General features: G+C 41.9%; 9 protein-coding genes. 2 read left to right on the forward strand and 7 right to left on the reverse strand.

The genetic code is table 11. The features are described 5' to 3' along the window. Positions 1–232: 232 nt before the first annotated feature. The 5 genes from ACHSBP_RS12400 to dapB all read right to left on the reverse strand — a co-directional run bounded on the left by ACHSBP_RS12400 (position 233) and on the right by dapB (position 7,404). Positions 233–1,348 carry a tetratricopeptide repeat protein gene (locus tag ACHSBP_RS12400; protein WP_395388984.1) on the reverse strand — a complete coding sequence of 372 codons (1,116 nt, stop codon included), beginning with the start codon at positions 1,346–1,348 and terminating at the stop codon, positions 233–235. Between the two features lie 89 nt (positions 1,349–1,437). Continuing rightward, positions 1,438–1,914: a transcription elongation factor GreA gene (gene greA / locus ACHSBP_RS12405; protein ID WP_010558849.1), complete on the reverse strand. Its 477-nt coding sequence runs from the start codon at positions 1,912–1,914 to the stop codon at positions 1,438–1,440. 105 nt (positions 1,915–2,019) lie between these two features. Next, positions 2,020–5,238, reverse strand: a complete 3,219-nt coding sequence (carB, locus tag ACHSBP_RS12410; protein ID WP_395388985.1) for a carbamoyl-phosphate synthase large subunit — start codon at positions 5,236–5,238, stop codon at positions 2,020–2,022. A 17-nt stretch (positions 5,239–5,255) separates the two neighbouring features. Beyond that, a complete protein-coding gene (gene carA, locus ACHSBP_RS12415; RefSeq protein WP_010558847.1) occupies positions 5,256–6,386 on the reverse strand; it encodes a glutamine-hydrolyzing carbamoyl-phosphate synthase small subunit in 1,131 nt (376 codons plus the stop codon). A gap of 217 nt (positions 6,387–6,603) precedes the next feature. Continuing rightward, positions 6,604–7,404 carry a 4-hydroxy-tetrahydrodipicolinate reductase gene (dapB, locus tag ACHSBP_RS12420; protein WP_395388986.1) on the reverse strand — a complete coding sequence of 267 codons (801 nt, stop codon included), beginning with the start codon at positions 7,402–7,404 and terminating at the stop codon, positions 6,604–6,606. 339 nt (positions 7,405–7,743) lie between these two features. Between dapB and ACHSBP_RS12425 the strand changes: the two genes are divergently transcribed. After that, positions 7,744–9,060: a Na+/H+ antiporter NhaC family protein gene (locus ACHSBP_RS12425; RefSeq protein ID WP_395388988.1), complete on the forward strand. Its 1,317-nt coding sequence runs from the start codon at positions 7,744–7,746 to the stop codon at positions 9,058–9,060. A gap of 508 nt (positions 9,061–9,568) precedes the next feature. Then, positions 9,569–10,858 (forward strand): hypothetical protein, encoded by a 1,290-nt coding sequence (locus ACHSBP_RS12430; RefSeq protein ID WP_395388989.1) that lies wholly within the window; start codon positions 9,569–9,571, stop codon positions 10,856–10,858. Positions 10,859–11,024: 166 nt separating this feature from the next. On the opposite strand, the gene ACHSBP_RS12435 is transcribed toward ACHSBP_RS12430, so the two are convergent. Together ACHSBP_RS12435 and ACHSBP_RS12440 are read right to left on the reverse strand one after the other, a co-directional pair. Then, the gene (locus ACHSBP_RS12435) at positions 11,025–11,546 is read right to left on the reverse strand and encodes a GrpB family protein (RefSeq protein ID WP_395388990.1); all 522 of its coding nucleotides are present in this window, start codon (positions 11,544–11,546) and stop codon (positions 11,025–11,027) included. A gap of 391 nt (positions 11,547–11,937) precedes the next feature. Beyond that, positions 11,938–12,810, reverse strand: a complete 873-nt coding sequence (locus ACHSBP_RS12440; protein WP_010558842.1) for an AraC family transcriptional regulator — start codon at positions 12,808–12,810, stop codon at positions 11,938–11,940. Positions 12,811–12,858: the final 48 nt, after the last annotated feature.

A 12,858-nucleotide genomic window follows, 5' to 3' on the forward strand; every position in this document is an offset into this window, starting at 1 on the left:
GTTCTGTTTGAGCGTGCTTTTATCGCGGCGCTCGATGTGTGGCCTAGTAATCTAAGCGAATATCGAGCAACAATGAGAAAAGTGCGCTCAAAAGAACCGTTCGGCAGCGCTTGATTGGCTTTTCTACAGTGTTATCGGCTGGCTCACATAGAATAACTATGCCACGCAGCCTCTGCCTTGTATAAAACCCAATCAAACTGCTGCAAAAACGAACTTGAAAGATCAACAGACCCTAGAATTTTGCTGCAAAATTAAAGTCACTTGCAACACGAATATAAGGCATCGCAATATTATACGTTTGCACTAACTGCTGAGCGCGTTTTTTAGCCGCGGCATATGTCGCAAAATCAAAGTTAATGGCGTAATAAAAACCTGCCATTTCAACAACCTTACACTCAAGCTGTTGCGCCACTCTTAATGCATTTTCACGTTCTGCATATTTACCAAACTGTAAAACAAACCCACTTAAATTTTGACTTGGTTGTGGTGGCTCAAAGGTCAATGCATTGTGCGAACGAGTGCTGGTTTGATGTGCTGCGGCAGATTGATTGCTGTGCTCGTTAATAAGGAACATTTCCGCTTGAGGCACACCTTGCTTAAGGGCCATTAGCGCGTATTCATGGGCTTTGTTTTTATCTTGCGCTAGGTATTCGCCATTAAAGTGTAACGAAGCCAAGTTATGCGCTGCAAAACCATTGCCTTGTTTGGCGGCACTTTGGTAATAACCAATACTTTTTTGGGGCTCAGTTTTAAAAATCAGTGTGGCATAAATAAATTGCGCTTTATCATATCCTGCATCAGCAGATCCTTTGATAAGTGCCAAGCCCCGTGCTTGATCTTTAGAAACGCCCTCGCCTTTCAAATAAAGCGCGCCTAATTCTAATTTGGCTTTATTATCACCCTGTTCAACAGCCGCAGTTAACCACTGGGCTGCTTTCTCCGGTTGATAAACAACACTCGTCTCATTGCTATAGCGACTCGCCAATTTACGCTGCGCATTAATCGAGCCATTACGCGCTGCTTTCAAATAATAATCAAACGCCAGGCGCTTACGCTTTTCAACATCAACGCCAACTACTTTTCCAAGTTCAAACGTAAGCGCGAGATTAAACGTTGCCTCCGCGTGACCTTGTTCATCGGCAAGGGTTAAATATTCGAGTGCTTTTTGTTTGTTTTTAACGACTCCTTGTCCTTTAGCGTACAAGGTTGCCAAGATAAAATTTGCTTCTGCGTTATCATCTTCTGCTAATTCGGCACATTTATAGCGCGCGTTTATATAATCCGCATCGTTAAACGCGCGGGTGCATTCATTATCAAACTGGGGCGTGTACTGGGCTTTAACAGCCATAAATGGCGTTAAAAGTAGCAAGCAAAACAGGAAATGTATTTTCATAACGCTAAAACAAAAAAGCTCGGTAATAACCGAGCTTTTATAAGTTAGATGTATTCTACTTCTGTGATTTCGTACTCAACCGCACCATTTGGGGTTTTGATTGTTACTGCATCATCGATTTCTTTACCGATTAATCCACGGGCAATTGGTGAGTTAAATGAAATCAGATTATTTTTAATGTCTGCTTCATCATCACCAACGATGCGATAAGTCGTTTCTTCGTCAGTATCAACGTTAACGATAGTAACGGTTGCACCGAAAATCACTTTGCCGTTATTTTGCATTTTAGTAACGTCAATAATTTGAACCGTTGATAGTTTTGCTTCAATCTCTTGAATACGGCCTTCACAAAAACCTTGCTCTTCACGCGCTGCGTGGTATTCAGCATTTTCTTTTAGGTCACCGTGTTCACGCGCTTCTGCAATATCAGCGACAATTTTAGGACGGCGTACCGTTTTTAATTCATTTAACTCGTCACGCAGTAATTGTTCACCACGTACTGTCATTGGTGTTTGTTGCATTATTCTTCCTAGAACTCTTTCACAATAAAAGCCCGGATTAACCGGGCTTTTTATCATTTCTACTTTAATTGTCTTAGTCTATATCAAAAAATATAGACGGGGCAATTAATTTACACGCTTGTGTAGCTCTTGTACCGACGATACCGTTGAACGGTCATCAGCAGCATGTGCTTTACAGTTAGCAAATGCGGCATTAAGCGTTGTTGTGTAGTTTACTTTACCTTGCAGAGCACCACGACGAAGTACTTTAGAGTCTTCAATCGCTTGACGACCTTCAGTGGTGTTTACAATGTAGCTGTACTCACCATTCTTGATACGGTCAAGAATATGAGGACGACCTTCGTAAACTTTGTTTACACGACGCGCTTCAATGCCTGCATCTTCAAGTGCTTTTGCTGTGCCGCCAGTTGCGTCAAGCTCAAAGCCTAAATCACGCATGGTACGCGCTAATTCAACAATACGCTTTTTATCGCTGTTACGAACAGATAGTAGCGCACGACCACCACGTGGCATTACGTTACCTGCACCAAGCTGTGCTTTAGCAAATGCGTCAGCGAATGTGTCACCCACACCCATAACTTCACCTGTTGAACGCATTTCAGGACCACGCATTGGGTCAACGCCAGGGAATTTAGCGAACGGAAGTACTACTTCTTTTACGCTGTAGTATGGAGGAATGATTTCTTTCGTTACGCCTTGGCTTGCAAGAGACTGACCCGCCATACAACGTGCAGCTACTTTAGCAAGTGCAACACCTGTTGCTTTTGACACAAAAGGAACAGTACGTGCAGCACGTGGGTTTACTTCAATTAAGTATACTTCGCCATCTTTAACAGCAAACTGAGTATTCATTAAGCCAACAACGCCAAGTTCTAATGCCATGCGAGTTACTTGGTCACGCATGCGGTCTTGGATTTCAGGGCTTAGTGAGTATGCTGGTAGTGAACATGCTGAGTCACCTGAGTGAACACCTGCTTGTTCGATGTGTTCCATGATACCACCGATGATCACTTGCTCACCGTCACAGATAGCATCTACGTCGATTTCGATTGCGTCATCTAAGAAGCGGTCAAGAAGTACTGGCGCTTCGTTAGACGCTTGTACCGCTTCTGTCATGTAACGACGTAAATCGTCTTCGTCGTATACAATTTCCATCGCACGACCACCAAGTACGTATGAAGGACGCACAACTAGTGGGAAACCGATTTCTTGAGACTTAGCGACTGCTTCTTCTAAAGAAGTAACCGTTGCGTTTTCAGGCTGAAGAAGGTCTAAACGCTCAACCATTTGCTGGAAGCGTTCACGGTCTTCTGCACGGTCGATTGCATCTGGCGAAGTACCAATGATTGGCACGCCGTTCGCTTCAAGTTCACGGGCAAGCTTAAGTGGTGTTTGACCACCGTACTGCACGATTACGCCTTTTGGCTTTTCAACACGTACGATTTCTAATACGTCTTCTAGCGTGATTGGCTCGAAGAATAAACGATCTGATGTGTCGTAGTCGGTAGAAACCGTTTCAGGGTTACAGTTAACCATAATCGTTTCATAACCGTCTTCACGCATTGCAAGGGCTGCGTGTACACAACAGTAATCGAATTCAATACCTTGACCGATACGGTTAGGGCCACCGCCGATAACCATAATTTTGTCTTTGTCAGACGGGTTCGCTTCACACTCTTCATCGTACGATGAGTACATGTAAGCTGTGTCTGAGCTAAATTCTGCCGCACAGGTATCTACGCGCTTGTAAACTGGTAATACTTCAAGCGTGTGACGCTTTTTACGTACTTCAGCTTCGCTAACACCAAGTAGTTCAGCGATACGTGCATCCGCAAAACCTTTACGCTTTAAGCTGCGTAGGAAGTCTTTGTTAAGACCAGCCATGCCGCCTTCAACGATTTTTGCTTCGTCTTTAATGATATCTTCGATTTGTACTAAGTACCAACGGTCAATCTTAGTCAGTTCGAATACATCTTCAACGCTCATACCGTGACGCATTGCATCAGCAACATACCAAATACGCTCTGCACCTGGCTCACGTAATTCACGTACGATTTTTTCTTTCGCGTTCGGGTCGTCAAGCGCAACGATTGGGTTGAAACCCGTTGCGCCAACTTCTAAGCCGCGAAGTGCTTTGTGTAATGATTCTTGTTGGTTACGGCCAATCGCCATAACTTCACCAACAGACTTCATCTGAGTCGTTAGACGGTCGTTAGAACCTGCGAATTTTTCGAAGTTGAAACGCGGGATCTTAGTTACAACGTAGTCGATTGACGGCTCGAACGATGCAGGTGTTGCGCCACCCGTGATATCGTTTTGAAGCTCGTCTAGCGTGTAACCTACTGCTAATTTTGCAGCGATTTTTGCAATTGGGAAACCTGTTGCTTTTGATGCAAGTGCAGATGAACGTGATACACGTGGGTTCATTTCGATGATAACCATACGGCCATCAGCTGGGTTTACACCAAACTGTACGTTTGAACCACCTGTTTCAACACCGATTTCACGAAGAACCGCCATCGATGCGTTACGCATTAGCTGGTATTCTTTGTCTGTTAGTGTTTGTGCTGGAGCTACCGTGATTGAATCACCTGTGTGAACACCCATAGGGTCGAAGTTCTCGATAGAACATACGATGATACAGTTGTCGTTTTTGTCACGAACAACTTCCATCTCGTATTCTTTCCAACCTAGTAAGCTTTCATCAATAAGAAGTTCGCTTGTAGGTGAAAGGTCAAGACCACGGGTACAGATCTCTTCGAACTCTTCCATGTTGTAAGCAACACCACCACCGGTACCACCCATAGTGAAAGAAGGACGAATAATACATGGGAAGCCAATACGCGTTAGCGTGTCACGTGCTTCATCCATTGAGTGTGCGATTTCTGCGCGAGGACACTCAAGGCCAATCGCCTTCATCGCTGCATCAAAACGCTCACGGTTTTCTGCTTTGTCGATTGCATCTGCAGTTGCACCGATTAGCTCAACGCCGTGCTTTGCAAGTACGCCGTGCTTATCTAAATCAAGTGCACAGTTAAGTGCAGTTTGACCACCCATAGTCGGTAGTACTGCATCTGGCTTTTCTTTTTCGATGATGCGCTCAACTACTTCCCAGTGAATTGGCTCGATGTAAGTTGCATCAGCCATTTCTGGGTCAGTCATGATAGTAGCAGGGTTAGAGTTTACTAAGATTACGCGGTAACCTTCTTCTCTTAGTGCTTTACACGCCTGTGCGCCTGAATAATCGAATTCACATGCCTGACCGATAACAATCGGACCTGCACCTAAAATTAAAATACTTTTTATGTCATTACGTTTTGGCATTTTAGTCTCAGTCCTAATTATTTACGTTCTTGCATTAAGTCGATGAAATGGTCAAATAACGGTGCTGCATCGTGAGGACCTGGGCTTGCTTCAGGGTGACCTTGGAAGCTAAACGCTGGCTTATCAGTGCGGTGAATACCTTGTAATGTGCCGTCGAATAATGAAACGTGCGTTGCACGTAAATTTTCAGGAAGTGTGTCTTGGTCTGCCGCGAAACCGTGGTTTTGCGCAGTGATCATTACCACATCGCGGTCTAGGTCTTTAACCGGGTGGTTACCACCGTGGTGACCAAATTTCATTTTTACTGTCTGCGCGCCTGAAGCAAGAGCAAGTAACTGATGACCTAAACAAATACCAAAAATTGGTGTATCTGTTTCAAGGAAAGTTTTAATTGCTTCAATTGCATAAATACACGGCGCTGGGTCACCAGGGCCATTTGATAAGAAGATGCCATCAGGGTTAAGTGCAAGTACGTCAGCAGCAGGGGTTTGTGCTGGTACAACAGTTAACTTACAACCGCGGTCAACTAACATACGTAAAATGTTACGTTTTACACCGAAGTCGTATGCCACAACGTGGAATTTTGCATCTTCATCGCTCAGAGTTTTAAACCCTTCGCCTAACGTCCAACTTGTTTCGTTCCAAGTGTACTGTTCTTTTGTACACACTACTTTAGCAAGGTCCATACCTTTAAGGCCTGGGAATGCTTTTGCCGCTTCAAGTGCTTTTGCTTCATCAACATCACCTGCGATGATACAGCCGTTTTGTGCGCCTTTGTCACGTAAAATACGAGTTAGCTTACGCGTATCAATATCAGCAATACCTAGGATGTTGCGTGATTTAAGATACTCATCTAACGATTGCTCATTACGGAAGTTGCTTGCAAGCAGCGGAAGGTCGCGAATAACTAGGCCTTTAGCCCAAATTTTTGAAGCTTCTTCATCTTCGCTATTGGTACCTGTGTTACCGATATGTGGGTAAGTTAAAGTAACAATTTGTTCAGCGTAAGATGGATCGGTTAAAATTTCTTGATATCCAGTCATTGAAGTATTAAAAACTACTTCACCAACTGAGATACCCTCAGCACCAATGGCAGTACCGCGAAATACCGTGCCGTCTTCAAGGACTAACAGAGCGGATTTAGACAAGTTGACCTCCTAACAGTAAAAAACGGGCAAAATTTGCGTAAAATTCAACCCGTTCAATCGACCTAACGCCCTAGAGAAAGCGCTAGATTATAAAATTTTGGCAAATTCCAAGTATTTTAGATGAAATCTGAAAAAAGGTCTAATAAAAAATCAGAAAAAATTAAAAATAACGTGTTTAACAGAAAATTTACTTTAACCTGCCAAAAAATTCAGTTATCTACCTAAAACCAAGCACATCTTGCATAGTATAAAGTCCAACTGGTTTATTATATAACCAAGCTGCAGCCCTTACAGCGCCTTTAGCAAAGGTCATTCGAGAGCTTGCTTTATGAGTAAGTTCGAGTCTTTCGCCGTCAGCCGCAAAATAAGCCGTATGTTCACCAACTATATCGCCGCCACGCATCACAGAATAGCCAATTTCTTTTTGACTTTTCGCCTGCTCATCTTTTGAACGGTCAAAAACCGCGACTTCATCGTGTTGCCAGCCTTTTGCCTCAGCAATGGCTTCACCAATCATTAATGCCGTGCCAGACGGCGCATCAATTTTGTGTTTGTGGTGCAGTTCGAAAATTTCGATATCAATATCGTCTGCCAAGGTTTTTGCCGCAGTTTTAACCAGGTTCTCAAGTAAATTGATTCCTACTGAGTAATTGCGAGAAAAAACAATTGGGATTGATTTTGCAGCAGATTCAAGCTCCGCCATATCATCCGCGGTTAAACCGGTCGTGCCAATTACCATTGGAATATTATGTGCCACCGCGTAGGCTAAGTGTTTTTTCATGCCTATTGGTAGTGTGAAATCAATAATTACGTCAGTGCCAGCGCTTACACTCGTTTCATCACTAAAGGTAACTGTGCTGTTGCCTTGGTTAATAAAATGCTTAACGGCTTGTCCCAGTAATTCATTGTTAGCGCGCACTGCGGCACATACTAATTCTGTTGACTCATTGTTGATGCTTGCTTCACAAAGTGCGCGGCCCATTCGGCCATTCGCCCCAAACACTGCGATGTTTATCATAATTTTCTCTACTTTTGTTCGGTTAAATGCGTTAAACCTGACGCTTTCATAATCTCGGATAAAGTTTGTTTGATATTACCCATTAAAGAAAGCCGACCTTAGCATTTTTTAGCTATTAGTTTTATTCCTTTGCCAATTATAACAAGTTCAATTTGACAAAACATCTAGACATCTATACATTCGCACATCCATTTTTATTCACTCTATTTTTTTGCCAATATCGCTTAAAACTTGCGCTCACGCACAAAACATGGAACAAATAGAACTGAATAAGAAGAAGAAATTTCGGTTATTGCCGGTTGTTAGCAATAACTTACAAAGTTTCCGTTTGAGGTTTTTATGGATACGCACATTAACAAAACCGCAGCAAAACTCTCGTTGCTGCCGTTACTTACATTTGTCGGCCTATTTTTAGGGGCGGGTTTATATTTGCAGTCGCAAGGCGTTGATTATGCGTTTTATCAATTACCAGCGCCTGTAGCGATTTTACCTGCAATTTTACTGGCGTTTTTACTCAATAAAAAAACTATTAACGAATCGGTAGAGACCTTTATAAAGGGTGCGGGCCACAACAACATTATCACTATGTGTTTGATTTATCTGCTTGCTGGTGCGTTTTCAACAGTTGCAGGCGCGACTGGTGGTGTTGATGCTGTGGTAAACGCAGGCCTTGATTTAGTGCCTCCTGCGTTTTTATTGCCAGGCTTATTTTTAATCTCAGCAGTGGTGTCAACGGCAATGGGTACATCAATGGGTACCATAGGTGCCATTGGCCCTATTGCCTATGCACTCTCAGTTAAAACGGGGCTTGATCCTGCGCTTGTTGCCGGTACGGTGGTGTCAGGTGCAATGTTTGGCGACAACTTATCAATTATTTCAGATACCACGATTGCCGCTACGCGCACGCAAGGCTGTGAAATGAAAGATAAATTCCGCGAGAACTTAAAAATTGCCTTACCCGCCGCTGCGTTAACCGTATTACTGTTAGCCTTTTTAACACCTGAACCTGAAATCATCGATGTTAAGGATTACGACTTATTATTAGTATTACCTTATGCATTTATTTTGGTACTTGCGGTCGCAGGCTTGAATGTCTTTGTCGTGTTGTTTAGTGGCATTGTGTTTGCCGGTTTAATGGGCTTTACTGGTGACTACCAAGGTGGTCAATTTGTTAAAGACATTTACGAGGGCTTTAAAGGCATGCAAGAAATTTTCTTGTTGTCGATGTTTATTGGCGGCCTGTCTGAGTTTATTCGTGTAAATGGTGGCCTTGATTACATCGCCCACAAAATTCAAAAAGGCACTGCTGTTATTGCTAAATGGAATCGTAAAGTAGCCGACCAGTTTGGCATTGCTGCGTTAGTACTTACTTCCAATTTATGCATTGCGAACAACACAGTATCAATTATAGTCGCAGGCCCAATTGCGAAAAAGCTTGCTGAAGACGGCAATATTCCGGCTAAACGCTCGGCAAGTTTACTCGATATTTTCGCTTGTGTAATGCAAGGTAGTTTGCCATACGGTGCACAAGCACTATTACTTGGCGCTACTTTCCATATTACACCCTGGGATGTTGCAACTAGCTCTTACTATTGCTTTATTTTAGCATTTGTTGCGCTGGCAATAATTGCTTTATACAAGCGCCACGAAGCCTAGTTTCGCTTTTAACGGTTCCGTGTTTGGCGCTCAAATGAGCGCCTTTTTTTTATCTTTAAAATGTACTTGTTGGTAAAAGGGTGCAACCTCTATTACTTATTACCGAGTTAAAAGGAAAACCTAGGCTATTTTAAGGCTGAAACACCCTCTGTTATTCCCGCTTTTTCCATAAGCACATCGTTTAGTTTACGCTCTCTTGTACCTTAAATTATTTACAATCTCGCTATGTTAAGAGGTAAACAGATTCAGTTTTGGATAACGCAGCACTACTATCGATTATTGTTACTGATATCAGCTTTAGTTTTCTCTGCATTAAAATTGTAATAAGAAAATTCGCCTTAAACTCTGTAGTCACTGCGCCCTATAACTATATACATAACCTTCTACTATTAAATTTAGACAGTCGTACTGTTTCATATTCAGGTCTGATACCAAATAACACTTGCATTTAATTGTTATAGTATAACATAATATCAGTGTTACTATATAACATTACAAGGATAAAAAGATGATACGTAAAGCGCTTGCAAGTGCTATTTTGGTTTCCCTACTGAGCGCCTGCGGTTCAGACAAGCACACCGTAATTGACAATACGCCGGTTGTAGATCAACCTTCTGAGCCTCACCCAGAACTTGAATTACCTGCGGGTCGCTTAGCGATTAACTCTCCCGATTCAAATCAAGTTAGTATTTATGATTTAACCAGCAATCAAGTCATTGACACATTTTCTGTTACTAACACTGTATCTGCACTTTATGCCAGCCCTAATGGTCGCTACGCGGTAGCGATTCAGCGTAACGATAATCTAGTTGAATTTATTGATGGCGGTATTTATTTAGAAGAACACGGCGATCATCATGATCTGCATGAAGATGCCCCATCTGCTAACTCGTTTGAATTACTCGATGTAAAACCAACGCACTATGTGCCTGTTGGTGAGCAAGCATTGGTATTTTTTGACGGTGATAAAGACGCATCTGCAGATGCCGGGTTTGCAATTATTTCTGACGAAAGTATTACTGAAAGCCGCATTGTTGCTGAACACCATTATGAAACCTATCAACACGGTACAGGACAAATTCGTGATGGCTTCGTACTTGCCACTATTCGTGATGTAAACAGTGAAACATCGTTACCTGAAACAATTGGTTTATTTGAAGTACATAACGATCACTTCCACCAAGAACAAACATTTGAACACGCGTGCCCTGATCTTCACGGTAGTTTCCAAACTGAAGACTATATCGCGTTTGCGTGTAATGACGGCGTTGTAAAAGTAAAACAAGAAGGTGAGTTATTCACGTCTAGCAAAATCACTAACCCAGAAGAATTACCAGTCGGAGTGCGCATTGGTAAATTTATTGGTAGCAAGGAAAACAACACGATTATCGGCTTATCACGCGGGGGCGTATTTGCTGTTGATTTAACAACAGATGAAATTAGCCCATTCCAATGGCAAGCTGAAGGTATTACTAGCTACTTAGCGTACGGTGTTAGCGGTGATGAAGAATCAATCGTCGTATTAGACGAAGCTGGCTATATTAATGTGTATAACCAAGAATCGCAGTGGCAAAGTGTCGCACGTTTCGCCGCGATTACGGAACTAGATGCTGAAAAAAGCGCTAAGCTTATTGCAAATAAAGCAAATAATCACGTTTACCTAGCGTACGGCAATACCGTGTATCAAATTGATATAGAACATCAAACAGTTGATGAAGTTACAACCTTTGAAGATGGTATTGGCAACCTAACTTGGTTAGGCGCGTTTGAAGAAGAAGAGCACGAACACGACCATTAATAAGCGCATATTTTATATTTAAACAAAAAAATACGCTTATCGGTTTAACGCTTTCACTTTGGTTTCCCATTAAAGTGATCTTAATGCCGGCAAGGCTACATTGCCGGCATTCTTTATCTGAAACTTCCTAATAAAATTTAAAACAGTTAGATAAAAACTGACTGATTTACGCTAAACGTGCCAATACGCCTTTCACAAAAGGCGATTTTGCTTTGCCGTAGTCATCTTGAACGGTATTACCTTCAGCTAGTACCGCTTTCTTTTTTGCTTCATAAGCAGCTCTATCTTCTGGATTTTCGAGCATATGTTGTTTGTAAGCGACTTGTTTTAAATGCTCTTCGCTATTGTGTTCAATAACATGTAAATGCACATTAAACACTTCACCATTATATTTAACGCCTATGTCTTTACGCGGGCGTGTTGCTGGAAAAGGCTTATTACTGTGTTGGTCAACAAAGCCAAACTGCTTGATGTATTCGACTGCCGATTCCAATTCACCTGGTTGATATAAAATAGAAATATCAATGATGCCCTTGCCGGCAACATAAAATGATGACGAGCCAAAATGTAAAAAGGTAAAACGAGGATCATCAAGGCGTTGCATAATATGCGTTGCGACGGTTAAAAATTCTTCTCGCCAAGGGTTAAAGCTAGCTGGCACTAATTTATAACTACAAAATTCAATCATTGAAATGTCTTAAAAACAATTTTGTTTAATATAACGCTTTGTTAGTTAGCGATAAATAGTTTCTCGGTAGATGAAGTTTATTTGTTACAGATCAACAAACACTATTGAGAATAATTATCAATTCACTTAAAGTAAATATCAATCTGATACAGTGTTTTTGTCTAAAATAATGCCAATTCAGTTAGCGCAGTTATATTGCTAAACACCTTATGTGCTAACAATTCGTGATTTCGGTGAAGTGGTTTAACTGTGCCTGTATTTACACACCTCCCCTGGTTTTTAGTAACGATGGGCTGTAATTCAGCCTTATTCCACTAAGTTAACAAACCAAAGGGCACGCACGTGCCCTTTTATCTTTCAAATACATGGGCTGTTGCAAAAACTAACAATTTCAATTAATTAAGTTGTGGTTAATGAGTTGTTGACGAAACTTACGCGGCGTACATCCTTTAAACGCCAGAAAACGACGATTAAAGTTAGACACGTTATTAAAACCGCATTGGTCGCTGATCACCGAAATGGGTGATGAACTGGTCACCAACAGCTTGCACGCTTTACCAATGCGTAAACGATTAATAAACTCAGTGAGCGTGCATTCGGTGCGCTGTTTAAAATAGCGATGAAAGTGGTTGGTTGACATATGCGCCAGTTCTGCAAGTTGATCGGCGTATAAATTATCTGTGTAGTGTTGGTATATAAACTCAATCACTTGGTTAAGTTTGCCGTTATCTTGTTCCATCTGCTTACCAAATGCGAACATTGGGGTTGATAAAGTAACTTGTTCGACGTCGTGCTGCATTTTATCTAGCAAATCGAGTAATAAAAACAAACGCTGAGTTGCCCCCGCATTATCCATAGCTTCAAATAACGCTTTTGCTTCAATTGCGCATTCTTTTGAATACTTAATGCCTTTTAGCGAACGCGCTAACATTGGCAGTAAGCCTTGCAATTCTTTATGGTCACGCGCTAGCTTATCAAGCCATTTTACGGGAATTTGCGCTACATACACGATTTGCTCTGAGCCATCTTGGTTTGCTTCAGATTGCCATGTGTGCGGTAAATTAGGCCCGACAAAAACCAAATCTAGCTCACCATATTCCTCAATATGATCGCCAATATGGCGCATACCTTTACTGTTTAATGTTAGGCAAATTTCATATTCAGGATGGTAGTGCCAACTGAACGGCAGATATGGCATCAGGTATTTATGATACCGCCATGACGCATCGGTAGGCGTTATCACCTTTTCGCAAAATGCACGCATAATTTAATAACTAACTTAATTCAATTACTACAAACCATTTCAACAGAA

It is taken from the genome of Pseudoalteromonas sp. XMcav1-K, from assembly GCF_044005875.1.
Taxonomy (GTDB): Bacteria; Pseudomonadota; Gammaproteobacteria; order Enterobacterales; family Alteromonadaceae; genus Pseudoalteromonas; species Pseudoalteromonas spongiae.

Bases quoted from the DNA above. Each gene is read 5' to 3' on its own strand.
- ACHSBP_RS12400 (WP_395388984.1), bottom strand. From the start codon at position 1,348: ATGGCTGTTAAAGCCCAGTACACGCCCCAGTTTGATAATGAATGCACC.
- greA (WP_010558849.1), bottom strand. From the start codon at position 1,914: ATGCAACAAACACCAATGACAGTACGTGGTGAACAATTACTGCGTGAC.
- carB (WP_395388985.1), bottom strand. From the start codon at position 5,238: ATGCCAAAACGTAATGACATAAAAAGTATTTTAATTTTAGGTGCAGGT.
- dapB (WP_395388986.1), bottom strand. From the start codon at position 7,404: ATGATAAACATCGCAGTGTTTGGGGCGAATGGCCGAATGGGCCGCGCA.
- ACHSBP_RS12425 (WP_395388988.1), top strand. From the start codon at position 7,744: ATGGATACGCACATTAACAAAACCGCAGCAAAACTCTCGTTGCTGCCG.
- ACHSBP_RS12430 (WP_395388989.1), top strand. From the start codon at position 9,569: ATGATACGTAAAGCGCTTGCAAGTGCTATTTTGGTTTCCCTACTGAGC.
- ACHSBP_RS12435 (WP_395388990.1), bottom strand. From the start codon at position 11,546: ATGATTGAATTTTGTAGTTATAAATTAGTGCCAGCTAGCTTTAACCCT.
- ACHSBP_RS12440 (WP_010558842.1), bottom strand. From the start codon at position 12,810: ATGCGTGCATTTTGCGAAAAGGTGATAACGCCTACCGATGCGTCATGG.